This is a genomic window from Methylobacterium ajmalii, from assembly GCF_036448855.1.
GTDB lineage: Bacteria > Pseudomonadota > Alphaproteobacteria > Rhizobiales > Beijerinckiaceae > Methylobacterium > Methylobacterium ajmalii.
The window spans coordinates 1-26,495 of sequence record NZ_JAZFXT010000055.1 but is presented as its reverse complement, the minus strand read 5'-3'; the positions used below and the strand labels follow the sequence as shown (position 1 = coordinate 26,495).

General features: G+C 67.1%; 23 protein-coding genes. 15 read left to right on the top strand and 8 right to left on the bottom strand.

The window, feature by feature from the left end; translation table 11 throughout:
- Positions 1-79 precede the first annotated feature (79 nt).
- Both V3T34_RS22650 and V3T34_RS22645 read left to right on the top strand, forming a co-directional pair.
- The gene (locus V3T34_RS22650; protein WP_060846763.1) at positions 80-601 is read left to right on the top strand and encodes a hypothetical protein; all 522 of its coding nucleotides are present in this window, start codon (positions 80-82) and stop codon (positions 599-601) included.
- Positions 602-704: 103 nt separating this feature from the next.
- Entirely contained in the window at positions 705-1,145 is a 441-nt protein-coding gene (locus V3T34_RS22645; RefSeq protein ID WP_060846764.1) for a DUF421 domain-containing protein, read from the top strand.
- A 4-nt stretch (positions 1,146-1,149) separates the two neighbouring features.
- Here the strand turns inward: V3T34_RS22645 and V3T34_RS22640 are convergent, their stop codons facing one another.
- The gene (locus tag V3T34_RS22640; RefSeq protein WP_305078739.1) at positions 1,150-1,776 is read right to left on the bottom strand and encodes a 2-hydroxychromene-2-carboxylate isomerase; all 627 of its coding nucleotides are present in this window, start codon (positions 1,774-1,776) and stop codon (positions 1,150-1,152) included.
- A gap of 188 nt (positions 1,777-1,964) precedes the next feature.
- Here V3T34_RS22640 and V3T34_RS22635 point away from each other — a divergent pair, with 188 nt between their 5' ends.
- Entirely contained in the window at positions 1,965-3,206 is a 1,242-nt protein-coding gene (locus tag V3T34_RS22635; RefSeq protein ID WP_305078738.1) for an argininosuccinate synthase, read from the top strand.
- A gap of 81 nt (positions 3,207-3,287) precedes the next feature.
- Here the strand turns inward: V3T34_RS22635 and V3T34_RS22630 are convergent, their stop codons facing one another.
- The 3 genes from V3T34_RS22630 to V3T34_RS22620 all read right to left on the bottom strand — a co-directional run bounded on the left by V3T34_RS22630 (position 3,288) and on the right by V3T34_RS22620 (position 5,473).
- The gene (locus V3T34_RS22630) at positions 3,288-3,629 is read right to left on the bottom strand and encodes a hypothetical protein (protein WP_060846769.1); all 342 of its coding nucleotides are present in this window, start codon (positions 3,627-3,629) and stop codon (positions 3,288-3,290) included.
- A 132-nt stretch (positions 3,630-3,761) separates the two neighbouring features.
- Positions 3,762-4,775: a DUF4424 family protein gene (locus V3T34_RS22625; protein ID WP_305078737.1), complete on the bottom strand. Its 1,014-nt coding sequence runs from the start codon at positions 4,773-4,775 to the stop codon at positions 3,762-3,764.
- A 74-nt stretch (positions 4,776-4,849) separates the two neighbouring features.
- Positions 4,850-5,473 carry a biosynthetic peptidoglycan transglycosylase gene (locus tag V3T34_RS22620; RefSeq protein WP_305078760.1) on the bottom strand — a complete coding sequence of 208 codons (624 nt, stop codon included), beginning with the start codon at positions 5,471-5,473 and terminating at the stop codon, positions 4,850-4,852.
- 259 nt (positions 5,474-5,732) lie between these two features.
- Here V3T34_RS22620 and V3T34_RS22615 point away from each other — a divergent pair, with 259 nt between their 5' ends.
- From V3T34_RS22615 to V3T34_RS22605, 3 genes are all read left to right on the top strand, one after another.
- Positions 5,733-6,674, top strand: coding sequence for a polyprenyl synthetase family protein (locus V3T34_RS22615; protein WP_048429210.1), 942 nt, complete (start codon positions 5,733-5,735; stop codon positions 6,672-6,674).
- A 70-nt stretch (positions 6,675-6,744) separates the two neighbouring features.
- A complete protein-coding gene (gene leuB / locus V3T34_RS22610; RefSeq protein ID WP_060846771.1) occupies positions 6,745-7,851 on the top strand; it encodes a 3-isopropylmalate dehydrogenase in 1,107 nt (368 codons plus the stop codon).
- Between the two features lie 201 nt (positions 7,852-8,052).
- Positions 8,053-8,631: an LOG family protein gene (locus V3T34_RS22605; RefSeq protein ID WP_305078736.1), complete on the top strand. Its 579-nt coding sequence runs from the start codon at positions 8,053-8,055 to the stop codon at positions 8,629-8,631.
- Positions 8,632-8,727: 96 nt separating this feature from the next.
- On the opposite strand, the gene V3T34_RS22600 is transcribed toward V3T34_RS22605, so the two are convergent.
- Together V3T34_RS22600 and V3T34_RS22595 are read right to left on the bottom strand one after the other, a co-directional pair.
- A complete protein-coding gene (locus V3T34_RS22600) occupies positions 8,728-9,141 on the bottom strand; it encodes a hypothetical protein (RefSeq protein WP_048429213.1) in 414 nt (137 codons plus the stop codon).
- 98 nt (positions 9,142-9,239) lie between these two features.
- The gene (locus V3T34_RS22595; protein WP_305078735.1) at positions 9,240-10,148 is read right to left on the bottom strand and encodes a hypothetical protein; all 909 of its coding nucleotides are present in this window, start codon (positions 10,146-10,148) and stop codon (positions 9,240-9,242) included.
- A gap of 440 nt (positions 10,149-10,588) precedes the next feature.
- Here V3T34_RS22595 and V3T34_RS22590 point away from each other — a divergent pair, with 440 nt between their 5' ends.
- The 3 genes from V3T34_RS22590 (at position 10,589) to amaB (ending at position 14,716) form a co-directional block, all read left to right on the top strand.
- Positions 10,589-11,623: an aspartate-semialdehyde dehydrogenase gene (locus V3T34_RS22590; protein ID WP_048429215.1), complete on the top strand. Its 1,035-nt coding sequence runs from the start codon at positions 10,589-10,591 to the stop codon at positions 11,621-11,623.
- A gap of 171 nt (positions 11,624-11,794) precedes the next feature.
- Complete coding sequence (locus tag V3T34_RS22585; protein ID WP_305078734.1) at positions 11,795-13,102, top strand: SLC13 family permease; 1,308 nt, start codon at positions 11,795-11,797, stop codon at positions 13,100-13,102.
- 72 nt (positions 13,103-13,174) lie between these two features.
- The gene (gene amaB / locus V3T34_RS22580; protein ID WP_305078733.1) at positions 13,175-14,716 is read left to right on the top strand and encodes an L-piperidine-6-carboxylate dehydrogenase; all 1,542 of its coding nucleotides are present in this window, start codon (positions 13,175-13,177) and stop codon (positions 14,714-14,716) included.
- A 33-nt stretch (positions 14,717-14,749) separates the two neighbouring features.
- Here the strand turns inward: amaB and V3T34_RS22575 are convergent, their stop codons facing one another.
- Together V3T34_RS22575 and V3T34_RS22570 are read right to left on the bottom strand one after the other, a co-directional pair.
- Complete coding sequence (locus tag V3T34_RS22575) at positions 14,750-16,108, bottom strand: hypothetical protein (RefSeq protein ID WP_305078732.1); 1,359 nt, start codon at positions 16,106-16,108, stop codon at positions 14,750-14,752.
- A gap of 187 nt (positions 16,109-16,295) precedes the next feature.
- On the bottom strand, positions 16,296-17,465 hold the full coding sequence (locus V3T34_RS22570) for a M20 aminoacylase family protein (protein ID WP_060846777.1): 1,170 nt from the start codon (positions 17,463-17,465) through the stop codon (positions 16,296-16,298).
- A gap of 291 nt (positions 17,466-17,756) precedes the next feature.
- Between V3T34_RS22570 and V3T34_RS22565 the strand changes: the two genes are divergently transcribed.
- The 6 genes from V3T34_RS22565 to V3T34_RS22540 all read left to right on the top strand — a co-directional run.
- Positions 17,757-19,367: an ABC transporter substrate-binding protein gene (locus tag V3T34_RS22565; RefSeq protein WP_407942754.1), complete on the top strand. Its 1,611-nt coding sequence runs from the start codon at positions 17,757-17,759 to the stop codon at positions 19,365-19,367.
- Between the two features lie 219 nt (positions 19,368-19,586).
- Positions 19,587-20,567, top strand: a complete 981-nt coding sequence (locus V3T34_RS22560; RefSeq protein WP_305078731.1) for an ABC transporter permease — start codon at positions 19,587-19,589, stop codon at positions 20,565-20,567.
- Positions 20,568-20,583: 16 nt separating this feature from the next.
- Positions 20,584-21,534 (top strand): ABC transporter permease, encoded by a 951-nt coding sequence (locus V3T34_RS22555; RefSeq protein WP_305078730.1) that lies wholly within the window; start codon positions 20,584-20,586, stop codon positions 21,532-21,534.
- A gap of 5 nt (positions 21,535-21,539) precedes the next feature.
- Entirely contained in the window at positions 21,540-22,523 is a 984-nt protein-coding gene (locus V3T34_RS22550; RefSeq protein ID WP_305078729.1) for an ABC transporter ATP-binding protein, read from the top strand.
- Positions 22,520-23,566 carry an ABC transporter ATP-binding protein gene (locus tag V3T34_RS22545; protein WP_305078728.1) on the top strand — a complete coding sequence of 349 codons (1,047 nt, stop codon included), beginning with the start codon at positions 22,520-22,522 and terminating at the stop codon, positions 23,564-23,566. The genes V3T34_RS22550 and V3T34_RS22545 overlap by 4 nt, the downstream gene beginning before the upstream one ends.
- A gap of 317 nt (positions 23,567-23,883) precedes the next feature.
- Positions 23,884-26,495 (top strand): P-loop NTPase (locus tag V3T34_RS22540; protein WP_305078727.1); only part of this gene is annotated, 2,612 nt, incomplete at its 3' end.

Here is a 26,495-nt window from a genome sequence, read left to right as displayed (position 1 = left end):
TGACGCGGGGACACTATGTCGGTCGCCTGCGACCCGGCGAGACGCTGCCGACGGGGCGCCCGCGACGAGAGGGGTCCCGGTGAAGGTCATCCATGACGATCCGCCGATGCGCGAGGAGATCGCGGCCGGCTTCTATCCCGCCTTCGAGGATCGCTGGCGCCGGGCCGAGCTCGCCGGACGCTGGCTGATGCTGGCGTTCGTGGTCGTCTGCGCCCTCGGCCTCCTCGGGCGCGGCCCCCTCAGCGAGCACACCCGCTCCAACCGCGACGGGTCGATCGTGATCCACTACGAGCCGGTGGCCCGGTTCGGGGCGCCGACGATCGTGCGGCTCGACACCCGGGTGCCGCCCGGCGGCGACCAGGTCGCGGTGACGATCGCCAAGGAACTCGTCGACCTGTTCGGGCTCGAGAGCATCACGCCGCGGCCCCAGACCTGGCAGGTGGCGGGGGGCAACATCCGCCTCGTCTTCCCGGTGATCAAGGGCGAGACGCACGCGGTGATCCGCTTCACCGGCTCGCCGAGCTTCCGCGGCGCCGTCGATCTCACCGCTCGCCTCGACGAGGGCGAGACCCTGTCCTGGTCGCAATTCGCGGTGCCCTAAAGCGCTTCACGATCGCGCTGCAATCGCGAAGCTCTCTAAGTCATTGTTTTGTCGCATTTTCTGCGACGAACCGGTTTCCACTTCGTCGGAAAATGCTCTAGCGATGAATACCGTCCTCAAGGCCGCGGCGGCCTACATCATCGTGCTGTTCGTGATCCGGCTGATCGGGCGCCGCACCGCGAGCCAGCAGGCGCCGATCGACATGGTGGTGCTCTTCCTGTTCGGCGGCCTCTCGGTCAGCGCCGTGCTGGGCGACGACCGCTCGTTCGTCGGCGCGATGAGCGCGCTCTTCACCGTCGGGCTGATGCACGTCGCGGTGTCGTGGCTGAAGCTGCGCTTCGTCTGGTTCGAGCGCATCGTCGACGGCACCCCGATCGTGGTGTTCCGCGACGGCCGCTGGAACGAGACCGCGATGCGCCGCCTGCGCATGCAGCAGGCCGACATCCGCACCGCCGCCCGCCAGGAGAAGCTCGACGACCTCGACAAGGTCGCGGTCGCGGTCGTCGAACGCGACGGCACGGTGTCGATCCTCGAGAAGGAGTAGAGGCTCAGCGCATCCCCGCCGACCGCTCGCCCATCGCCCAGGCGAGCGCCTGCTCCAGCCGGTCGTTGCCCCAGAACAGTTCGCCGTCCTCGGTGAGGAAGGTCGGGGCGCCGAACAGGCCGCGGGACTTCGCTTCCTCGCCGATCGAGCGCAGGCGGCTCTTCACCGGCTCCTGGGTCGAGGCGCGGATCAGCGCCGGCCCGTCGAGGTCGAGGCCGTTGAGGAGGTTCGAGACCGCGGCGGGCTCGGCGATCGACTGGCCGCGGGCGAACTCGGCGTCGTAGACCGCCCGGACGTAGGTCCCGATCCACGGCTCCTCGGCGCCGTGGACCGCGACCCGGGTCGCCGCCAGGCTGTTCTGGGGAAAGCTCTCGGGCCGCACCACCGGCGGCAGGCCGAGGCGGGCGGCCTCGCGGGCGAGGTCGCGCCACATGTGGCGGCCCTTGGCCGGGTAGAGGTTGAACGGCGAGGAGGCCCAGCCCTGCGCGGCGAAGACCGGCCCGAGCAGGAACGGGCGCCAGCGCAGGGTGACCCCGGCCGCCTCGGCGAGCGCCTCGATCCGCATGGCGGCGAGGTAGGAATAGGTCGACGCGAACTCGAACCAGAATTCGAGCGTGGGCCCGCGCGGCATCGCACCCCTCCGTGTGGCTGAAGCCGGCACCTTCGCGTCCGCGCGCCCCGCCCACAAGCGCCGGTCCGGGCGTCGCTTCGCCACGGGCCGGAGCGAGGAGTTCGGCAACGCGGTTGCACGCGGCCGGGCCAGGCTGTTAAGCCCCGGCGCGTTCACTCAGTTCCCTTTTTGCTCGAGGCCCGACCCGCATGTCCGACCAGCCCCAGAAGCGCGTGAAGAAGGTCGTGCTCGCCTACTCGGGCGGCCTCGACACCTCGATCATCCTCAAGTGGCTCCAGACCACCTATGGCTGCGAGGTGGTGACGTTCACCGCCGATCTCGGCCAGGGCGAGGAGCTGGAGCCGGCCCGCAAGAAGGCGGAACTGCTCGGCATCAAGCCCGAGAACATCTTCATCGAGGACCTGCGCGAGGAATTCGTCCGCGACTACGTCTTCCCGATGTTCCGGGCCAATGCCCAGTACGAGGGCATCTATCTGCTCGGCACCTCGATCGCCCGGCCCCTGATCGCCAAGAAGCAGATCGAGATCGCCGAGCGCGTCGGGGCGGATGCCGTGTCCCACGGCGCCACCGGCAAGGGCAACGACCAGGTCCGGTTCGAGCTCGGCTACTACGCGCTGAAGCCCGACGTGACGGTGATCGCCCCCTGGCGCGAGTGGGATTTCCGCTCCCGCGAATCGCTGATCGCGTTTGCCGAGCAGCACCAGATCCCGATCGCCAAGGACAAGCGCGGCGAGGCGCCGTTCTCGGTCGACGCCAACCTCCTGCACGCCTCCTCCGAGGGCAAGGTGCTGGAGGATCCGGCGCAGGACGTGCCGGACTACGTTTACTCGCGCACCCTGTCGCCCGAGGAGGCGCCCGACACGCCGACCGTCATCACCATCGGCTTCGAGCGCGGCGACGCGGTCTCGATCGACGGCGAGACGCTGTCGCCCGCGACCCTGCTCGCCAAGCTCAACGAGCTCGGCCGGGCCAACGGCATCGGCCGCCTCGACCTCGTCGAGAACCGCTTCGTCGGCATGAAGAGCCGCGGCATGTACGAGACCCCCGGCGGCACCATCCTGCTGCCGGCCCACCGGGCGATCGAGTCGATCACCCTCGACCGCGGCGCGGCCCACCTCAAGGACGAGCTGATGCCGCGCTACGCCGAGCTGATCTACAACGGCTTCTGGTTCTCGCCGGAGCGCGAGATGCTCCAGGCGCTGATCGACAAGAGCCAGGAGATGGTCACCGGCACGGTGCGGCTGAAGCTCTACAAGGGCGGCGTCCACGTCATCGGCCGCGAGAGCCCGAACTCGCTCTACGACCAGGACCTCGTCACCTTCGAGGAGGGCGCGGTCGCCTACGACCACCGCGACGCGGCGGGCTTCATCAAGCTCAACGCGCTGCGCCTGCGCACGCTCGGCCAGCGCAAGCGCAAGCTGGGCGCGTAAGCGAAAAAAGGCCCGCTCCGGCGACGGAGCGGGCCTCGGACAGGAAAGATGCGACCGGCGGGACGCCGGCCGCGGGGCGTCTTACGCCTCGTCCTCGTCGTCGATGTCGACGAGGAACAGGATGTCGACGTCGTCCTCCTCGTCCTCGTCGTCGGTCTCGCCCTGGCTGTCATTGGCGGCCTTGGGCTCGTCCTCGTCCTCGAAATCCTCGTCGTCCATCGAGTCCTCGAAGGTCTCGACCTCGTCCTCGGTCGCGGGGCGCAGCTTCAGCGACTCGACCTTGCCCGTCCACAGCGGGCGGCCATCGCTCTTCATGGTGCGCAGGTCGTCCTGGAAACCCTCGACCTCGAGAAGCTCCCGGGCCCGCTCCTCGTTCGACCGGATGATGGCGACGGCCGTGCCGTCGATCTCGAGAGTGAACATCGTGCTTCCCTTTTCAAGGGCCGCGCCGCTCGGGCGGGCGGGGCCGTGTTACGGGGGGAAAGGCCGCCGCGCCAGCCCCGTTCCGGGCGGCCGCGAGGGAAAGTCGCGTGAACCGCGGGGCGATGGGCCGGCTCAGCGGATGCCGAGGGCTCCGTCGTCGTTCGAGACGATGAGGATCCGCAGGTCGGAATCCGGCGCGTAATCCGTCGCCTCCCACACGAAGGTGGTCGGTCCCGTCTTGCGCACGCCGGTGCGGCAGAAGCTGACGAGCGCGGCCGGGCTGCCCTTGTCCACCGTCAGGGTGAAGCGGCCGATGCGCCCGGCCCAGTTGCGCGCCGTCGTCACGATGTAGGGCACCTCGATCGCCCGGGTCAGGCCCTGCTCCTTCATCGGCGAGGCGGCGATCAGGCGCCGCACCCCGGCGAGGCCGGCCTCGTCGAGGCAGTAGCGGGCGCGGTAGGCGGGGGTGGCCGCCTCCTCGCGCGAGAGCAGGTGGTTGCCCGTGACGGGGACGTAGGCGTGGGAGACGTGCAGCTCGCGGCCGGCCGGGAAGGTCTGCTCCCAGTGGAACTTCGCCTCGCTGCGCCACAGGCACTCCGCATCGGCCTTGGCCTCCGAGAGCAGGCCGGCCTTCTCCAGCTCCCCGAGCACCGCCGGCGACAGGCGCGCGAGCGCCGCCGCCAGGTCCGCGCGCCGCAGCGGGTTGAGCGGCAGGCCGTGGCGGGCGAGCAAACCGGTCACCTCGCTCGTGCCGAGATGGGCCCGCTCCTCCAGGAGCGGCGTCACCGGCGCGCCGTCGACCGTCACCGTGAAGCCGACGAAGTTCGCCCGGTCGGCATGGGGCAGGTCGAGCGCGCTCATCGCGAGCTGCGCCCCGTCGATGGCCGGCAGCGGGAAGGCGACCCGCACGGTCTTGGGCGCGGAGGCCCGGTTGCGGAAGACGTAGTCGACCGTGATGCGGTCGAGGCCGATGCGCAGGTCCTCGCTGGCGAGCGCGATGTCCGGGTCGCGCACCAGCACGAGGCCGCCGGCGTCGAGGGCGGCGGCGCTGTCGTTGGCCCGGGCCGGCACGGGGAGCGACGCCGCCAGGAACGCGACGACCCCGATGCCGGCGGCCCGGATCGCACGAACTCCGCGGCCCGCCATCGCTCTCTCCCGCCTCGAAATGATCGCGACGTCCCAAGGCGGACGCCGCGGACAGATGCCTCCGGCACGGGACGTCACGGCCGCACGCACTGGCTCAGGCCCCCGATCCCGCTCGTCCGCCCCTGGATCCGGTTCGCGATCGCCCGCAAGCCCCGGGTCGGGCGGCGCGGGTTGCGCAGGATGGGGTTGGGCAGGGTTGCGACCAGCATCGCCGCCTCGCCCCGGGTGAGGTCGCGGGCCGACTTGCCGAACCAGTGCCGGGCGGCGGCCTCGGCCCCGAAGATCCCCTCGCCCCACTCGGCGACGTTGAGGTAGATCTCCATCGTCCGGCGCTTGCCCCAGACCAAGTCGACCATCAGCGCCAGCGGGATCTCGAGAGCTTTTCGCAGGTAGGAGCGTCCCGGCCACAGGAAGACGTTCTTCACCGTCTGCATCGTCACCGTGGAGGCGCCGCGGCTCGGGCCGTCCTCGTCGTCGACGACGCTCCACAGCGCGTCCCAATCGACGCCGCCGTGCAGGCACAGGCGCTGGTCCTCGGAGGCGACGACGCCCTGGACCAGCGCCGGGGCGATCGCCTCCAGCGGCACCGCGATGCGGCTCACCGGCTGGAGCGTGACCCAGCGGCCGAGCATCAGGGTTGAGGGCGGGGTCAGCGCGCGATAGACGAGCGCCAGGACCAGGACGAGGACGACCGCCATGACGGGCACGAGGAGCACGGCGCGCAGCACCCGCCGCCCGCGGGCCCGCGTCGCGCTGCCGGCGACCGGCGCGTGGCTCGGCTCCAGGCGGCGCAGCGGCCGCAGGACGTTCCCGTCCCGGCCAGCCCCGTCGCGGTCCGCCGTGACGCGCGGCTCCTGAATCCGACCCTCCTCTCGGCGTGCCCGTCGATACGAGGACACCATGACGTCAACGCGGGCCCCGCAGCACACGACGCCGGGCCGTCCCCAGGAAAATACGATGGCCGGCACCACAGGATACCCGCAGGCAGGCGATTTCACGGCGCGGCTCGCCGCCGTGGCCAAGAGCACCGAAGGCTTCCTCGCCGAGCGCCTCGGCGACGGCGTGCAGGCGGGCGAGATCGCCCGGCCGCCCCGGCTGATGGAGGCGATGCGCCACGCCGTGCTCAACGGCGGCAAGCGCCTGCGTCCGTTCCTCGCGATCGAGACCGCCCGGATGCTCGGCGGCCCGTTCGAGGGCGCGATGGCGGCGGGCGCCGGCGTCGAGCTGGTCCATTGCTACTCCCTCGTCCACGACGACCTGCCGGCGATGGACGACGACGACCTGCGCCGCGGCCAGCCGACCGTGCACAAGAAGTACGACGAGGCGACCGCGATCCTGGTCGGCGACGCGCTCCAGACGCTGGCCTTCGAGATCGTCGCCGATCCGGCCTGGCAGGCCGACCCGCTGATCCGCTCCGAGCTGGTGCTGGGCCTCGCTCGCGCCTCGGGCCTCGGCGGCATGGTCGGCGGCCAGCTCCTCGATCTCGGGGCGGAGGGGCGCTTCGGCCCGGCCAACCTCGACGTCGACGCGACGCTCCAGCTCCAGGCGATGAAGACCGGCGCGATCCTGGCCTTCTCGGTCGATGCCGGGGCGCTCGTCGGCGGCGCCTCGCCCGAGGAGCGCCGCGCGCTCCTCGCTTACGGTCGCGCGCTCGGCCAGGCCTTCCAGGTCGCCGACGACATCCTCGACCGCGAGGCTTCCTCCGAGGCGATGGGCAAGCGCACCGGCAAGGACAAGGATGCCGGCAAGGCCACCCTCGTCGACCGCCTCGGCCTCGACGGGGCGCGTGCCGAGTGCGAGCGCCTGGTGGGCGAGTGCGAGACCGCGCTCAAGCCCTGGGGCGAGGCCGCCGCGACGTTGTGCGAGGCCGCCCGCTTCACCGTCGCCCGCAAGTCTTAAAATCCCTCGATTCCCGCGGGGGGACCGCCTCCCGCCCTCCCCTCTCTTCCCGGTTTGAAAGATCCACGCCATGGCCACGCACAAGATCCTGCTCCTGCCCGGCGACGGCATCGGCCCCGAGGTGGCGCAGGAAGTCTCCAAGGTCCTGGCCTGGTTCACCCGCGCCGGCATCGCGCAGTTCGAGACCGAGACCGACCTCGTCGGCGGTGCTGCCATCGACGCCCACGGCGTGCCGCTGTCGGAAGCCGCGATGGACCGGGCCAAGGCCGCCGACGCGGTGCTGTTCGGCGCCGTCGGCGGGCCGAAATGGGCCGGCGTGTCCTACGCCAAGCGCCCCGAGGCGGGCCTGCTTCGCCTGCGCAAGGACCTGGGCCTGTTCGCCAACCTGCGCCCGGCGATCTGCTACCCGGCGCTCGCCGAGGCGTCCGCCCTCAAGCGCGAGCTGGTCGAGGGCCTCGACATCGTCATCGTGCGCGAGCTCACCGGCGGCGTCTATTTCGGCGAGCCGAAGGAGATCGTGACCCTGGAGGACGGCCAGAAGCGCGCGGTCGACACCCAGGTCTACACCACCGGCGAGATCGAGCGCATCGCCGCGGTCGCCTTCGACCTCGCCCGCAAGCGCCGCAACAAGGTCGCCTCGGCCGAGAAGCACAACGTGATGAAGACCGGCGTGCTCTGGAAGGAGACCGTCACCAAGCTCCATGCCGAGCAGTATTCCGACGTCGGGCTGGAGCACGTGCTGGCCGACAACTGCGCCATGCAGCTCGTGCGCAACCCCAAGCAGTACGACGTGCTCGTCACCGACAACCTGTTCGGCGACATCCTGTCGGACGTGGCCGCGATGCTGACCGGTTCGCTCGGCATGCTGCCCTCCGCCTCGCTCGGCGCGGTCGAGAACGGCACGCGCCGCGCCCTCTACGAGCCGGTCCACGGCTCGGCCCCCGACATCGCCGGCCAGAACCTCGCCAACCCGATCGCCATGATCGGCTCGCTGGCGATGGCTCTGCGCTACTCCTTCGGCCTGCTCGAGGCCGCCGACCAGCTCGAGGGCGCGATCACCCGCACGCTCGCCGCCGGCACCCGCACCCGCGACATCGCCGGGCCGGGCACCAACGCGGTCGGCACGACCGAGATGGGCGACGCCATCGTGCGCGAGCTGCAGGCGCTGGCGGGCTGAGAGGCGGTCGCTCCCTCCCGCAACCTCATCCTGAGGTGGCCGCGTCGGCGGACCTCGAAGGAGGGCTCCAGGAGTCTCGGCGATCCCTGGAGCCTTCCTTCGAGGTCGATCGATCTTCGATCGACCGACACCTCAGGATGAGGCCGTGGATGGGATGACGTTCAAGCCGATCCCGGTTTTCGATCGACAGGAAGAACCACCATGCGTCTCTGCGTGTTCTGCGGCTCCAGCGACGGGGCCCGCCCGCTCTACCGCGAGGCGGCGACCGCGCTCGGGCGCCACTTCGCCGAGGCCGGGATCGAGCTGGTCTATGGCGGCGGCAAGGTCGGGCTGATGGGGGCGGTGGCCGACGGCGCACTCTCGGCCGGCGGCCGGGTGACCGGCATCATGCCCCGGGCCCTGGTCGAGAAGGAGACCGCGCATCGCGGCCTGACCGATCTGCGCGTCGTCGCCTCGATGCACGAGCGCAAGGCGATGATGGCCGACCTCGCCGAGGGCTTCGTGGCGCTGCCCGGGGGACTGGGCACCTTCGAGGAGATGTTCGAGGTCTGGACCTGGGCCCAGCTCGGCTATCACAGGAAGCCGCTCGCGGTGTTCAATGCCGGCGGCTTCTACGACGGGCTGCTGGGCTTCCTCGACTCCGTGGTTGAGGAGGGCTTCGTGCGCGAGCCGCACCGGGCGATGCTGATCGTCGGCACCGAGCCCGCCGACCTCGTGGCGCGGATCCGCGCCTACGAGCCGCCGCGGGTGATCAAGTGGGTCAAGGCGGAGGAGCGGTAACGGCCTACAGCCCCTCTGCCGCGAGGATCGCGTGACGCGGACATGGAAACGGGCCCCTTTCGGGGCCCGTCGCGCATCCGGATCGTGCCGCTCGGCTCAGTAGCCGTAGCGGGCCCGCGACAGCGGCGAGGTCGGATCGAGGTAGTCGACCGCCGAGAGGTCCACCGTGACGGCGGTGCGGCGGGCGCCGATGAACGGGCCGTTGGTGATCGGGTCGGGCAGGATGCCGGCGCCGCCGAAGCGCTCGCGGTTGGCGATGTAGGGCGGCGAGTTCAGGTAGGAGGCGGTGATGAAGTGCGGGTTGGTGGCCGGGTTGCCGGTCGCGCCCGAATTCGCCTCGACCACGTTGCCGGCATCGAGCCAGCTGCGCGGGCGCACCCGGATCGCGAGGCCCTGGCCGTCCTTGTAGCTGCGGATGACGTAGCTGTCCTGCGCCTGCGAGGCAGCGGTGCCGGCGCCCAGGGCCGCGAGGGAGAGAAGCCCGGTCAGGGCGAGAGTCTGGAAGCGCATGACGCACCTTTGCTGAACGTCGCCAGGGGTAGCGTCGCACTCGTTAAGAAACGACGCCTATGGGGAAAAAGACGTGCGAGCGCGGCCGAGGTTCCACCTCACGGCGAAGCCGGTCGCGAATGCCGCACTCTCGCCGCATTCTTGCGGATCGCCCGGCGGGGCGCCGGCACCGCCGCGGTGGTGGCCGGCTCCTCCGGCGGACACGCGGCCATGCGCGGGCCGGCCAGCATGGCGGCGAGCGGCGCCGGCAGGTCGGCTCCCGGCAGCGCCGCGAGTCGCTCGACCGTGCAGGCGACCGCCTGCGGCTCGGGCAGCTGACCCAAGGGGGCGCAGAGCCAGCCTTCGAGCCGCAGGGCGGCCGTGATCCGGAACGCCGTGCAGGCGCGCCGCCCCTCGCCGTCCGCCAGGGTCGCGTCGACGGTATCGAGGGCGCCGAACCGGCTCGACACCTGGCCACGCTCGCCGGTGCGCACCACCGAGAGGCCGCCGGCCTCCGCGGCCCGGCGGGCCAGGGTGACGAAAAAGCTCCCCTCCCCGTCCGGTCCGGAGGACTCGGCGGCGACGAGGCGCAGGTACGGCGCCTCCTGGACCGCGAACTCGCCGGCGGTCAGGGTGTCCTCCCGCAGGCCCGGCTGCGTGCGGGCGCTGACGGTCGCCTCGCCGAGGCGGTAGCGGTCGGCCGCCGCCTCGCGCCAGGCCGGCGGCGCCACCGCGGGAGCGGCGTAGCGCGGCACGAAGGCGGCCGGCTCGGCGGCGAGCGGCGGGTCGGCGAGGCGCCGCTCGCTGGCGAGCACGCTGAGCAGCGCGATCACCCCGGCGGCGCCGAGGGTGCGGGCCAGCGCACGCAGGCGCCAGGCGCCGCGCGAGAGCCGGCGGGGCTCCGCGCGGGACAAGGGCCGCGGCAGCAGCGGCTCGACGGGACCGATGTCCTGGACACCGATGTCCTGCACGAGGGCTCGGCCCGCCCGCGCCAGGGCGGCGTCGTCGAAGTCCGGCCTGTGCCGCACGGGCTCGCTCCTTCGGTTCGCGCAATCTCGCGAAACCAAGAGTCGCATCGCATTTTAGCGATTTCCTTGACCCGGCCCGGCTTGTCCTCAGGCGGCGCGAGTCAGGGTGAACGGCACGCTAACGCGTGACGGGTTGCGGAATCTGTCGCCGGCTCCCGATCCGGTCCGCCATTCACCCCTTGACAGGTCGTCGCGTTCGGGCTGTTGCTGTCCGCGCTCGCGCACCCCGTCTCGGGTGCGCCTTTCGAGGACTGACCCCGCGCCATGCGGCTCGTGTCGACCACGACGAAACGCAAAGCCACGACGGCGATTACCGCCGCCGGCTGAAGCCTCGCGTCGTCCTCGGATCCCTCCCCGTCCGTGGCGGACGGAGGCCGGGCTTACCCGAAGCCCGCCTGAGATCGTCCGGGGAGGAGTTAGTCCGAACTGGAGCGATTGAGATGGGTTACAAGGTTGCCGTCGTCGGAGCCACCGGCAATGTGGGCCGCGAGATGCTCGACATCCTGGCCGAGCGCGCCTTCCCGGCCGACACCGTGGTGGCGCTCGCCTCCCGTCGCAGCCTGGGCCAGGAAGTGTCCTTCGGCGACAAGACCCTGAAGGTCCAGGCCCTCGACCAGTACGACTTCTCCGACACCGACATCTGCCTGATGTCGGCCGGCGGCGAGACCTCGAAGGAGTGGTCGCCCCGCATCGGCCAGCAGGGCTGCGTCGTCATCGATAACTCATCGGCCTTCCGCTACGATTCCGACGTGCCCTTGATCGTGCCCGAGGTGAATGCCGACGCGGTGGTGGGATTCACCAAGAAGAACATCATCGCCAACCCGAACTGCTCGACCGCGCAGCTCGTCGTGGCGCTGAAGCCCCTGCACGAGGCCGCTACCATCAAGCGCGTCGTCGTCGCGACCTACCAGTCGGTCTCCGGCGCCGGCAAGGAAGGGATGGACGAGCTGTTCAACCAGACCCGCGCGGTGTTCACCGCCGGCGAGGTCAAGATGCAGAAGTTCACCAAGCGCATCGCCTTCAACGTCATCCCGCACATCGACGTCTTCATGGAAGACGGCTCCACCAAGGAAGAGTGGAAGATGGTGGCCGAGACGAAGAAGATGCTCGACCCCAAGATCAAGCTGACGGCGACCTGCGTGCGCGTGCCGGTGTTCATCGGCCACTCCGAGGCGGTGAACGTCGAGTTCGAGCGCCCGCTCTCGGCCGAGGAAGCCACCCAGATCCTGCGCTCGGCGCCCGGCATCCTGGTCGACGACAAGCGCGAGCCCGGCGGCTACATCACCCCCCACGAGGCGGCGGGCGAGGATGCGACCTACATCTCGCGCATCCGCGAGGACATCACGGTCGAGAACGGCCTGTCGTTCTGGTGCGTGTCGGACAACCTGCGCAAGGGCGCGGCCCTCAACACGGTCCAGATCGCCGAGGTGCTGATCAACCGCAAGCTGATCTCGCCCAAGCAGAAGGCAGCGTGACGCGCCCGGCCCTCCCCTTGAGGGAGGGCCGCCCTGCTCCGCGAGGAAAGGACCGGGATCAGCGACGCCCGGCCTTCGCACGGCACGAAGCCGACCTTCCGCGATCACGTCTTTTCTTCCACCCGCCCAGACCGGACGCTGCCCCCGACGAGATGACGGGAAGGCTCTGCGATGGACATGACGATGGCGGGCGGCCTCGTGTTGCCGGCCCTGCTGGCGGCCGCGACGATCGGGCTGTGGGCCTTCGCCCTCCTGCCCGAATTCCTCACCGCGCTGCTGTTCTTCGCCGCCGCCACGATCCTGCGGCTCGCAGCCCCCGAGGTGATCTTCTCGGGCTTTTCATCCTCGGCCTTCTGGCTGGTGCTGAGCGGCTTCGTGATCGGGACGGCGATCCGCAAGGTCGGCCTCGCCGATAGGGTCGCCGGTCTCCTGGCGCCGCGCCTCGTCGGCTCCTGGCCGGCCCTCGTCGCCGGCACGGTCGGGCTTACCTACGCCCTCGCCTTCGTCATGCCCTCCAACATGGGCCGCATCGCCGTGCTGATGCCGGTGGTGATGGCACTCGCCGACCGGGCCGGGCTGCCGGCGCAGGGGCGCGGCAGGACCGGCCTCGCCCTGGTGGTAGGCTTCGGCACGTTCCAGCTCTCGGCCAGCATCCTGCCGGCCAACGTGCCGAACCTCGTCATGGTCGGGGCGGCCGAGAGCGCCTACGGGATCCGTCTCGCCTACCTGCCCTATCTCGCCCTGCACGCGCCGGTCCTGGGCCTGTTGAAGGGGGCGGTTCTCGCCGGCTGCGTCGTCCGGCTCTTCGCGCCCGGCCCCCTCGCGCCCGTCGCTGCCGGAGCGGCGCCCGCCCCGGTGAGCGCGGCGGAGGTGCGGCTGGCGATCCTGCTCATTGCCACCCTGGTCCTTTGGATGACCGATTCCCTGCACGGTGTCACGGCGGCCTGGATCGGCCTTGCCGCGGCCTGCCTGTGCCTGCTGCCGTGGGTGGGCTTCCTGTCCGGCGACGAGTTCGCCGCCGGGGTCAACGTCCGCACCTGCCTGTACATCGCCGGCATCCTGGGCTTTGCCGCCTTCGTGGCCCGCACCGGGCTGGGCGACCGGGTGGGCGAGGCGCTGCTGCCCTGGCTGCCCCTCGATCCGGCGCGGCCAGCTGCCAGCGTCGCGGGCCTTCTCGGCCTCGCGACAGTGCTCAACGTCGTCGTGACGGCGAACGGGGTCCCGGCCCTGTTCACACCCCTCGCCCACGGGCTCGCCGAAGCCAGCGGCCTGCCCCTCGCCACGGTGCTGATGGTGCAGGTGATCGGCTACGCGACCCCGCTCCTACCCTACCAGGCCTCGCCGGTCGTGGTGGCGATGGGCATGGGGCGTGTCCCGGCCCGGGACGGCCTGCGCCTCTGCCTCGCGGTGGCGGCCGTCACCGCCGTGATACTGGTGCCCCTCGACATCCTCTGGTTTCGCGCCCTCGGGTGGCTGTGAGCCCGGGTTGCCCTGCGGGCGGCGCTGTCGCAGTGTCCGCGCCGATCTGAGATCCGCCGGAGCACATCCCCCATGGCCCCCACCATCCTGTCCGTCCGCGACGACACCCTGGCGGTGCTGGAGCGCCTCGGCGTCCCGGCCTCGGCCTTCGCGACGGAAGGTGGAGAGGGCGGCCTGCCGGCGCGCTCGCCGATCGACGGCGGCGTGGTGACGACGGTCCGCGAGACCACCGCCGCGGAGGCCGAGGCGGCGCTGGCGCAGGCATCGCAAGCCTTCCTCGCCTGGCGCCGGGTGCCGGGCCCGCGCCGCGGCGAGCTGGTGCGGCTGCTGGGCGAGGAATTGCGCGCCCACAAGGACGATCTCGGCCGCCTCGTGACGCTCGAAGCCGGAAAGATCCTCTCGGAGGGCCTCGGCGAGGTCCAGGAGATGATCGACATCTGCGACTTCGCCGTCGGCCTGTCGCGGCAACTGCACGGGCTCACCATCGCCACAGAGCGGCCGGACCACCGGATGATGGAGGTCTGGCACCCGCTGGGCATCTGCGGCGTCATCACGGCGTTCAACTTCCCCGTCGCGGTGTGGTCGTGGAACGCCGCGCTGGCGCTCGTCTGCGGCGATCCGGTGATCTGGAAGCCGTCCGAGAAGACCTCGCTCACCGCGCTCGCCGTCCACGCGCTCGCCGCGAAGGCGGTGAGGCGCTTCGGGTCGGACGCACCCGACGGCCTGCTCGGCCTCCTGATCGGCGGCCGGGAACTCGGCGAGCGGCTGGTCGAGGACGAGCGGGTGGCGCTCGTCTCCGCCACCGGCTCGACCGCGATGGGCCGGCAGGTGGCGCCGAAGCTCGCCGCCCGCTTCGCCCGGGCGATCCTGGAGCTCGGCGGCAACAACGCCGCCATCGTGGCGCCTTCGGCCGATCTCGACCTGGCTTTGCGCGCCATCGCCTTCGCGGCGATGGGCACCGCCGGCCAGCGCTGCACCACCCTGCGGCGGCTCTTCGTGCATGACAGCGTCTACGATGCGCTAGTACCGCGCCTGAAGGCCGCCTACGGCTCGGTGCGGATCGGCGATCCGCGCGACCCCGCCACCCTGATCGGCCCGCTGATCGACGTTCATGCCGCCGACGGCATGGCGCGCGCCCTCGACGAGGCCCGCGCCATCGGCGGTACGGTGCATGGCGGCGAGCGCCTGCGCGACATCCGCGGCGAGGCGGCGGCCTATGTCCGCCCGGCTCTCGTCGAGATGCCCGAACAGACCGGCCCGATGCGCCGCGAGACCTTCGCGCCGATCCTGTACGTGACTCGCTACACCGGGCTTGAGGAAGCGATCCACGCCCAGAACGCGGTCGCGGCCGGCCTGTCCTCGTCGATCTTCACCCGTGACCTGTCGGAGGCCGAGATCTTCCTATCGGCCTCGGGCTCCGATTGCGGCATCGCCAACGTCAATATCGGCCCGTCGGGGGCCGAGATCGGCGGGGCCTTCGGCGGCGAGAAGGAGACCGGCGGCGGCCGCGAGGCGGGCTCGGATTCCTGGAAGGCCTACATGCGGCGCGCCACCAACACGATCAATTACGGCAAGACCCTGCCGCTGGCGCAGGGGGTGACGTTCGAGGTGTAGAGCGCAAGGTTTATCGCGTCTTGGCGCCGCCCCTCACCAGGACGAGAGGGCGGCGCGCTTCCAGGTGTTGGCGGACACACAGGTATAGACGAAGCCGGTATCGTGCGCCCAGTCGCCGGGCGCGCAGGGAGCCTTGGACGAGGCCGGCGTCGCGAGGGGCGAGTTCAGGCGTGCCGCGGTGAGGATACCCGCCGGATTGACGCTCCAGCCGGTCCCGCTGATCTGGGCCGTCGCATAGCGGCCTTGGAGCAGGATTCCGGTCGGCGTGGTCGACGCCTCCCTAAGGCCGGCGAGTGATTTCGTCCCACCGATATTGGCGAAAGTGGGTGTCGTCGAAGTATCCTCGATCGCGGACGACGATTTCGTTCCTGCGATCTGAATCGAGCGTGGGCTCGTCGACACGTCCCGGATGGCCGCCACGCTGTGCGCCGAGGTGCCGATGCCGGAAATCCCGAACCCGAGCCCGACCGCCGACATCGAGTCGACCTCGATCGACGATTGTTGTGCCACCTTCTCGCCGTTGATGCGCAGCGCCCAGAGCGCGGAATAGCCGGTCGTCGCCGAGCCCTCCCCGGTGATCTGCAGGCCGTGCGTGACCTGCGCATCGCCGGCGAGGCCGACGCGGATTGCCGTGCAATCGGTGACGCCGAGCGCGCAGTCAGCGCCGCTGTCGTTGGCGTAGTCGAATTCAACGCCGGGGAAGAACTGACCGGCTTTCGGCTTCGTTTTGATGTGGTAGTTGAACGCCGCCCCCCAGGCCGCGCCGGCGCCATCGATGACCTCCGTCTCGAAGTAGCTTCCGACCTTGGCATTGATCATGGCATCGTTGATCCACTGCCAACGCACGGTGCCATCCTTGGCAATGAACGGCGCTTTCTCCGGGCGGGATCCGGGCGGGGCCGAGTGGGGTCCCGTGGTGCCGCCCTGCACCGCGCGATAGGTTGCATTTCCGATGTTGACGTTGTCGCCGGCGGCGTAGGCGGTGGAGGCCGCGTAGGGCTTGGCGTAGCCGGTCCCGATCGTCATGGTGACAGCGAAAGTCTGCTCCTGTGCGATGCCATCGAGTTGCGAGCGGCCCGAAATCAGGAGCGAGGCGCGCTGGTGATCGAAGAAGGCGGGTACGCTCGCGTCACCATTCGGGCCGCGGATGCACGACAAGGCTGGGCAGAAGGACACGCGGTTGCCGGGCGCAAGTTTGATCGCGTCCGGATTGACGGTGCTGGCGAGCGTGAGGTCGAGCTCCCCGGTGGCCGGCAGGCTGATCGCGCCGCCGACGTCGAACTGATCGAGCGCACCCGGACGCCTCGCGGGCGCATCGTCCAATGCGAGCGCGGGTGAGAGCGGCAATCCGAGCGCTGCAGACAGGACGAGAGTCCGCAACTGGTGGAGCATCGGGTTCCTCTCGAGCGATCGCGGCAAAGGCGACGCCTATCGTGTCGTACCATTTCCGGCAATAATCTTCCGGAAATGGTACGACCGGCCCGCGACGGTGAAGCTTCCCTTCACACGCCTGAGCGAGTGGGGATGAGCCGCAAGCTGCTCAAGCCATCGGACGAGGCAATCCGACAGCGCGGCCCCCTCACGCCGCCGGCATCGCCCGCTCGATCATCCGGGCGAACAGCGAGACGCCGTAGGGCGTGGCCTGGTCGTTGAAGTCGTAGGCCGGGTGGTGCAGGCCGGCACCCGGGCCGGTGCCGAGGAAGATGTAGGCGCCGGGCCGGGCGTTCAGCATGTAGGAAAAGTCCTCCGCGCCCATCATCGGGGCGACCGCCCGCTCCACCGCGTTCTCCCCCGAGACCTCGGCGGCGATGTCGGCCATGAAGCCGGCGCGCTCCCCGTCGTTGACGGTCACCGGGTAGCCGCGGCCGTAATCGGCGCTCGCGGTGGCGCCGAAGGCGGCGGCGATGTTCGAGGCCACCTGGCCGATGCGCGCCTCGCACAGGTCGCGGACCGATTCCGAGAGCGTGCGCACCGTGCCGTTGAGGATCGCGGTCTCCGGGATCACGTTGAAGGCGTCACCCGCCTTGACCTGCGTGATCGAGATCACCGCCGATTCCACCGGGTCGACGGTGCGCGAGGCGATCGATTGCAGCGCCGTGACGATGTGGGAGGCGACCAGCACCGGGTCGATGCAGTTGTGGGGCGCCGCCGCGTGGCCGCCCTTGCCGCGCACCGTGATGGTGATCCGGTCGGCCGCCGCCATGATCGCGCCCGGGCGGATTGCGAAGTGGCCCAGCGGCAGGCCGGGCATGTTGTGCAGGCCGTAGACCTCCTGGATGCCGAAGCGCTCCATCAGACCATCCTTCAGCATCTCGTCGGCGCCGCCGCCGCCTTCTTCCGCCGGCTGGAAGATCACCACCGCGGTGCCGTCGAAGTTGCGGGTCTCGGCGAGGTACTTGGCGGCCCCGAGCAGCATCGCGGTGTGGCCGTCGTGCCCGCAGGCATGCATCTTGCCCGGCACCGTCGAGCGATGGGGAACGCCGCTCGTCTCCTCGATCGGCAGGGCGTCCATGTCGGCGCGCAGGGCCACCACCTTGCCCGAGCCGCCGCTGCGCCCGCGGATGACGCCGACGACGCCGGTCTTGCCCAGGCCCGTCACCACCTCGTCGCAGCCGAAGGCCCGCAGCCGCTCGGCCACCAGGCCGGAGGTGCGGTCGAGGGCGAACAGCAGTTCGGGATGCTGGTGGAAGTCGCGGCGCCAGGCCGTGATCTCGTCGGTGAGGGCGGCGACGCGGTTGATGACGGGCATGTGACGATACGCTCGTGTGGGGGCGGAAACGGACGCGCAGGATGCAACAGGCAGAGCGGCGCGCGGTCAACTCCCTCCGGCCATTCGCGAACGGCGCGGGCCCGGCGCCCGGCGCATGGCCTCGCCCGGTTGGCCCGAGATTTGTTAGAGCTGCGCGATCGCGCCGGCCCCGCGGGACGTCCTGCGAGACGAACCGGGGACGATGCATCATTTTTCATCAATCCGGCGTCGCGCGCGGCGCCGGAAGGCTCTAGTAAGAGCTTCAGCGTCCCCCGCGGAGTGTGCCCGTCGATGTCGTTCGTGAAGTCCCGTCCGCTGCTGGCCTGCCTGACCGCCGCCACCGCCCTGATGGCGGTCGCCGGTGCCGCGCCGGCCTCGGCCGCCAACACCTTCCGGTTCGCCTTCCAGGGCGACCTCAAGTCCCTCGACCCGTACACCCTGAAGGAGACGTTCACGATCGCGGCGCACGGCGCGGTCTACGAGTCCCTCGTCACCCGCGACAAGGACCTGAAGCTGGTCCCGGGCCTCGCCGAATCCTGGGAGACCCCGGAGCCGACCCGCTACCGCTTCAAGCTGCGCAAGAACGTCAAGTTCCACGACGGCTCGCCCTTCACCGCCGACGACGTGATCTTCTCCGCCGAGCGCGTGCGGGCGCCGGGCTCCAACTTCCAGACCAACGTGCCGGCGGACGCCACCTTCGTGAAGGTGGACGATCACACCGTCGACATGGTGCTGAAGAACCCCAACCCCATCGCCCTGTACCAGTTCGGCGGCTGGTACATCATGTCGAAGACCTGGGCCGAGAAGCACGATGCGCTGAAGCCCACCCCGGTCGCGGCCTCGGCCCCGAGCTACGCGGCGCTGCATGAGAACGGCACCGGCCCGTTCACCATCACCGAGCACCAGCCCGGCGTGCGCACGGTGTTCAAGAAGTTCGACGGCTACTGGGGCAAGGTCGAGTCGAACCTCGACGAGGCGATCTTCACCACCATCAGCAACGACGCCACCCGCGTCGCCGCGCTGATCTCGGGCGAGGTCGACTGGGTCGATCCGGTGCCGCTCCAGGACCAGAGCCGGGTCAGCTCCAGCCCCAACGCGGTGGTGGTGAACGCGCCCGAGCTGCGCACGATCTACCTCGGCATGGACCAGACCAGCGACGAGCTGCGCGGCTCCAACGTGAAGGGCAAGAACCCGTTCAAGGACGTGCGGGTGCGCGAGGCGTTCTTCCGCGCCATCGACGAGGACGCGATCGTCAAGCGCGTCATGCGCGGCCAGGCCACCGCGGCCGCCCTGCTGATCGCCCCGCCGCTCTTCCCGCTCGCCGGCGAGTTCAAGCGCCCGGCCTACGACCCGAACAAGGCGAAGGCGCTCCTGGCGGAAGCCGGCTACCCGAACGGCTTCGAGGTGCCCCTCGACTGCCCGAACGACCGCTACGTCAACGACGAGGCGATCTGCCAGGCCGTGACCTCGATGCTCGCCCGCGTCGGCGTCAAGGTGAACCTGATCGCCCAGCCCAAGGCGAAGTACTTCGCCAAGATCCTGAAGCCCGCCTTCGACACCTCGTTCTACATGCTGGGGTGGACGCCGTCGTCGATGGACTCGCACAACATCCTGTTCGAGATCGCCGGCTGCCGCACCGACAAGGCCTCGCCGCGCGGCACCACCAACCTCGGGAACTACTGCAACCCGAAGGTCGATGCCCTGGCCGACAAGATCGAGCGCGAGACCGACCAGGAGGCCCGCAACCTGCTGATCAAGCAGGCCTACGAGATCGTCATGAACGACTGGGGCTACATCCCGCTCCACCAGCAGGCGCTGGCCTGGGGCGTGTCGAAGAAGGTCAAGCTCGTGCCCCGCGCCGACAACCAGATGATGCTGTACTGGGTGTCGAAGGAGCCGTAAGGCGCTCTGAGAGCCAACCCCTTGTAAGGACGAGCACTTCCCCTCCCCCTTGTGGGGAGGGGCTAGGGGTGGGGGTGGTGCTGGAGGCACCGCCCAGCTCTACGCGGCACGACCCCCACCCCTGACCCCTCCCCACAAGGGGGAGGGGAAAGCGCTCTATTTTTCAAACTTCAGCCCGAGGGAATCCTCGGACCACACCAGAACCCAAGAAACCCCCTCATGCTCGCCTTCATTCTCCGCCGCCTGCTGCAATCCGTCGGGGTGCTGCTGGCGGTCGGGCTGATCGCCTTCGCGATGTTCCGGTTCGCCGGCGATCCGGTGAACCAGCTCGTGGCACCCGATACGCCCTATGCCGAGCGGCTGCAGATCCGCCAGAGCCTCGGCCTCGACGATCCGGTGCTGGTGCAGTTCGCCCGCTACGCCGGCAACGCCGTGCGCGGCCAGTTCGGCAACTCGTACCAGTTCCGCCAGCCGGTCTCGACGCTGCTCGCCGAGCGCATGCCCGCCACCCTCGAGCTCGCGCTCTGCGCCACCCTGTTCGCGCTCACCGCCGGAATCCTGATGGGGGTCTACTCGGCGCTCCGCCGCGACAGCGTCGGCGCCAAGCTCGTCCAGGCGATCTCCCTCGTCGGCGTCTCGCTGCCGACCTTCCTGATCGGCATCCTGCTCATCTTCCTGTTCTCGGTGACGCTCGGCTGGCTGCCGTCCTACGGCCGCGGCGAGACGGTGCGGATCGGCTGGTGGACCACCGGCTTCCTGACGGTGTCGGGCTGGAAGGCCCTGATCCTGCCCTCGATCACGCTGGGCCTGTTCCAGATGACGCTGATCATGCGTCTCGTCCGGGCCGAGATGCTGGAGGTTTTGCGCACCGACTACATCCGCTTCGCGCGAGCGCGGGGCCTCACCACCCGCTCCATCCATTTCGGCCATGCGCTCAAGAACACGCTGGTGCCGGTCATCACCGTCGCCGGCCTCCAGCTCGGCTCGATCATCGCGTTCTCGATCATCACCGAGACGGTGTTCCAGTGGCCCGGTATGGGCCTCCTGTTCGTGCAGGCGGTGCAGAACGTCGACGTGCCGATCATGGCCGCCTACCTGCTGCTGGTCGCCCTCATCTTCGTGACGATCAACCTCGTGGTCGATCTCCTCTACACCATCGTCGATCCGCGCCTGCGCCTCTCGGTGCGGCGGGCGACGTGAGGATTTTTTGAAGCTCATGGCCTCCCCTGCCCCCGCCCTCTCAGCCGCAGCGCCACCCTCGCGCCTCGCGCGCTTCCTCGACTCGGATCTCTTCGCCAACTTCAAGCGCTCGAAGCTCGCCATCGCGGCCTTCGCCGCCACCGTTCTGTTCGTCGCCCTGGCGCTCCTCGCCCCCGTCATCTCGCCGCAAAACCCCTACGACCCGGCGCAGCTCGAGCTGATCAATGCCAGCCTGCCGCCGCTCTGGTACGCCGACGGCCAGGCGCCGTTCCTGATCGGCACCGACGATCAGGGCCGCGACGTGCTCTCGGCGGTCTTTTACGGCATGCGCCTGTCGCTCCTCGTGGGCGTGCTCGGCGTGCTGCTGTCGGGCTTCATTGGCATCGGCCTCGGGCTGATCGCCGGCTATGCCGGCGGCTGGGTCGACACCATCATCATGCGCGTCGCCGACGTGCAGCTGACCTTCCCGGCGATCCTGATCGCGCTCATCGTCGACGGCGTCGCCAAGGCGGTGGCCGGCGGCCACATGGAGGCGAACACGCAGATCGCCCTGATCGTCGTGGCGATCGGCCTGTCGTTCTGGGTGCAGTACGCCCGCACCGTGCGCGGCTCGGTGATGGTCGAGAAGAACAAGGATTACGTCCAGGCCGGCCGGCTCATCGGCCTGTCGGCGCCGGTGATCCTCACCCGCCACATCCTGCCGAACGTCACCGGCCCGGTCTTCGTCATCGCCACCATCAACCTGGCGCTCGCCATCATCACCGAGGCGACGCTGTCCTTCCTCGGCACCGGCCTGCCGGAGACGATGCCGTCGCTCGGCACGCTGATCCGCACCGGCAACCGCTTCCTGTTCTCGGGCGAGTGGTGGATCGTCGCCTTTCCGGGCCTGGCGCTGGCCGGCCTGGTGCTGGCGATCAACCTGCTCGGCGACTGGCTGCGCGACGCCCTGAACCCCAAGCTGCAATGACCGACATGACCCAACCCGTCCTCTCGGTGCGCGACCTGCGGGTCGAGTTCGCCACCCGCCGCGGCGTGCTGACCGCCCTCGACGGCGTCTCCTTCGAGATCAACCGCGGCGAGGTGCTCGGCGTCGTCGGCGAATCCGGCGCCGGCAAGTCGGTGACCGGCTCGGCGGTGATCGGCCTGATCGACCCGCCCGGCCGCATCGCCGGCGGCGAGATCCGCCTCAATGGCGAGCGCATCGACAACCTCGCTCCGGACGCGATGCGCAAGGTGCGCGGCAAGCGCATCGGCATGATCTTCCAGGACCCGCTGACCAGCCTCAACCCGCTCTACCGGGTCGGCTGGCAGATCGAGGAGACGATCCGCACCCACACCGATCTCTCGGCACGAGCCGCCCGCCAGCGGGCGATCGACCTGCTGGCCGAGGTCGGCATCCCGGCGCCGGAGCGGCGGATCGACGGCTTCCCGCACGAATTCTCGGGGGGCATGCGCCAGCGCGTCGTCATCGCGCTCGCGCTCGCCGCCGAGCCGGAGCTGATCATCGCGGACGAGCCGACCACGGCGCTCGACGTCTCGGTCCAGGCACAGATCATCACGCTCCTGAAGCGCCTCGGGCGCGATCACGGCACCGCCGTGATGCTGATCACCCACGACATGGGGGTGATCGCCGAGGCCGCCGACCGCGTCGCGGTGATGTATGCCGGCCGCGTCGCCGAGATCGGCCCGGTGGCAGCCGTAGTGGGCGATCCGCTCCACCCCTACGCCAAGGGCCTGATGGGGGCGATCCCGTCCCTGTCGCACGAGGCCGATCGGCTGGCCCAGATTCCCGGCGCGATGCCGCGGCTCTCGGCGATCCCGCCCGGCTGCGCCTTCAACCCGCGCTGCCCTAAAGTCTTTGCCCGCTGCACGGTGGACCGGCCCGAGCCCCTGGTCGTCGGCTCGCACCGGGTCGCCTGCCACCTCTACGACGCGTCCGGACAGGCCGCCGCATGAAGCCCCACATTGCGTTGAAGCCCGTGATCACCCCCCAGCCCGACTACGTGCAGGTCCGCGACCTGCGCCGCCTGTTCGACGTCTCGCGCCCCTGGCTCAACCGGGTGATCGAGCGCCAGCCGCGCCAGTACCTGCGCGCCGTCGACCACGTCTCGTTCTCGGTCGCCAAGGGCGAGACCCTGGCGATCGTCGGCGAATCCGGCTCCGGCAAGTCGACGGTCGCCCGCATGGTGGTCGGCCTGATGCCGCCCTCCGACGGCGAGGTGACGATCGCCGGCATCTCGATGACCGACCCGCGCCAGGCCGCCGAGCGGCGCCAGCTGCGCCGCCGCATCCAGATGATCTTCCAGGACCCCTACGCCTCGATGAACCCGCGCTGGCGGGTCGACCGGATCGTCTCCGAGCCGATCCGCGCCTTCGGGCTCCTCAGCGGCGAGCGCGAGATTCAAGCCCGGGTCGGCGAGCTCTTGACCCTGGTCGGCCTGCACCCGGACGACGGCAAGCGCTACCCCCACGCCTTCTCGGGCGGCCAGCGCCAGCGCATCGCCATCGCGCGGGCGCTGGCCTCCGAGGCCGAGTTCCTGGTCGCCGACGAGCCGACCTCGGCCCTCGACGTCTCGGTCCAGGCCCAGATCCTGAACCTGATGCGCGACCTGCAGGACCGGCTCGGCCTGACCTACCTGTTCATCAGCCACAACCTCGCCGTGGTGCGCCACATGGCGAACCGCATCGGCGTGATGTATCTCGGCCGCATCGTCGAGATCGGCGGCGGCCGCGAGCTCTTCACCGCCCCGAAGCACCCCTACACCCGCATGCTCCTCGACGCGGTCCCCGACCTTGCGCATGTCGGACGGCAGCGGGTGCCGGTGCAGGGCGAGATTCCGAACCCGATCAATCCGCCGTCAGGCTGCACCTTTCACCCGCGCTGCCCGTTCGCGAATGAGCGGTGCAAGGCGGAGGTGCCGGTGTTCCGGGATGGGGTGGCGTGTCATGCGGTGGAGGAAGGACGGTTGATGCCGGGGGGTGTGGCGGCGGTGGCGTAGTAGGGCGTGGCGCAAGTGTGATTCTGAGCCCGCTTGCGCCGCACTTAGTCTTCACTCCAATTACTATCTAGTTGTAATTTGCTATTATCAATTAGTTATTTCGATATACTTATCAGATTGATCGTGCACGCTAGCCCAAAGGGAAATTTCAAATATTTGTAAGAATTTTAATGTTGCAAAAGATTTTCTGTGTAATTTGGCCGCATCCAAGACATCGGCATACATCTTAAAGCCTATAATGGGTTGTGCAAGCCTCGATAATTTGCAATAAATCGTGAATTGAAGTCGGCGCGGCTAGCAATATCGAGCTTGAGACTATGAACATTGATTCTGGCGATCAGTCCTATCTCATTAGTTCTCTGAAGGCAGGAGAAGCAATGCTTGTACTTGGCGCGGGGGCGTCGTTTACAAGCGAAAACGCTCACGGCAAGAAGATAAAGATTGGAGACAGTCTTGCAAAAACTTTTGCAGAACGCGCTGGTATCGAATATGCGGGGGAAAATCTTGTCGAAGTTCTGGGGGCTGTGAGGGGCGCTATATTAAGCGATCCAATAATTCATTCAATACTAGCGACCGAATTCAAAGGATGCACACCGTCCTCTGAACTAGAAGACCTTTTTAAATTTACTTGGAAGAGAATATATACATGGAATATTGATGATACACTGGAGAATGCTAGAGGAAAATCGGTACAGTCCAAAAGATATTACAACGGATTAAGAGATAAGGCAGTCCAATTTGAAGGACTAAACATACTTCACATTATACATCTTCATGGCGAGGCAGCGAAACCGGAACATGGATTCATTTTAACAGAACAAGAGTACGCCGAGTACATAAAAAATGAAAAGCATTTTTGGTATCAGAAATTAGCTCAGGACTATCTATCAACATGTCCGATATTTATTGGGTCCAGGCTCGCAGAGCCTATACTTACTGCAGAAATTGAGCGGGCAAAACGCGATGGAAAAGTTGTTGGTGGTAAATCTTTTCTAGTAACACCTGACAAATTATCGGTCATACAAACAGCAAGCCTTAAAGCAAAAGGCATTGTTCATATCCAAAGTACTTTAGAAGAGTTTGTTAAATGGTTAAAAGTCCAAATGCCAGGAGGCTGGTCGCCGAGAGATATAGTCGCGGCTGCTAATAATCTTCGATCGAATTATCTTGATGGGATCAGCTACGATGAAATTCCGGCACTTCACAATGTAAAACCCATCTCGGTTAGAGAAATCAGAGATAACTTTGTCCACTTGAGCAAAACCGACCAAGATCGACGAGCGCGAAATTTTCTCGAAGGTTTTCAACCAAGTTGGGTTGTGGCATTATCAGACATTCCAGTGTGGCTAGACAATACAGAGCAGCTGTGCAGATCATTCGATGTTGCCGTAAAAAATAATAACAAGTTTTTTATTGTTACTGGTCAGGCCGGTAGCGGTAAAACAACTGCCGTAATGTCCATGATCGCAAAATATAGCGAAAATAACAATTTAGACATCTACGAACTAAAGCCCGATGTAAAAAATATTTCGAAAGTATTTTCGGTACTTAAACGGATTCATCATCGAAAAATAATCGTTTATATTGGCGACCTATTTATCTATGGTGACAACTTTAGGAATTATTTGGATAGCGTATCTGGCGAGCAAACGATTGTTGTTTCTACTGCTCGATCTGGCGAGTGGGGCGAGCATTTTATACGGTATTTAGGCGATCTCGTTACGCCATTTCAGTTTCAGAGATTCATCAGAAAAGATTACGAACCTCTGATTGAACGGCTGGTTAAATATGTACCGTCTCCTAAATTTCGGCAGCTAAATAAACAGGAGCAGATATCAAAACTTGCCGACTCCAAAAGCCAGCTGCTGATCGCGCTGCGTGAAGCCACACAGTCTGAGCGGTTTGATGAGATCATTACTAGCGAGTTCGAAGGCCTGCCCGACGATGACTCTCGTAGATTATTTATTATTATTGGAATATCCACGCTTGCCCGAGTTGGTATAAGCATTGAAGCCGCCAAAGAGGCATATGGATACATATCGGAAAAAAGAAGCTTCGAGCAAGCAATCAGCCCTCTAGATGGGATAGTATCAGAAACTGAGACTGGCCGTTTAGTAGCAAGACACGACCTATATGTTAGACATATTCTAGATAGTGTCACAAATTTCGATGAAATCGTCAAATCTATAACAGCAATTCTCAAAACTTATCGCAAATTTGATATTCCGGTTATAAAAAGTGTTGCACGTACTGATTACACCTTATTCAAGTATGTCACCAACCATTCCTTCGTTATAAATATTGCCAAAAGTCATGGTCGAATAAAAAGAGGAGCAGAAGTTTATCAGGATTTTGAGGTAGATTTTCAGCTGGATGGCCATTTTTGGCTCCAGTACGGTCTATACATGGCGGATGTGAATAAACTCGGATCCGCTATCGTGATGTTAAAAAAATCGATTGAGGCGTACTCCGCCAATGAATTTGCCATTCACGCCCTCGCTGATATAGAACTCAGAGTCGCAAAAGACAGACCAAACTACGATACGGCCACTAGATCATTGATCAATAACGCCGTTAAATCGCTTGCGACGCAAGATGCCAAAAGTCAAATCACAACAGATCAATATCCCATCGTGACATTAATTAATGGTCATCTCAGCGCTCTTATCAAACATGGTCAGCGGGAAGCCGCCAGAGAGGCAGCGGTAAGATATTTCGACAGAATAAAACAACTAGAAAAAGAAACCGATTCACCCGCACTACAAAAGGCAAAAGAAAGAGTTATAAAATTTACTACATTTGGTGGTCAGCCCCCATCGGAGTGGTCCGCCCTGAAGTATGGCTTTGAGCCGACGGAGGACGGACGCGATGGGAACGAAGAAGCACAAACCGGAAGAGGTTGTGGCCAAGCTGCGGCAGGTGGACGTGC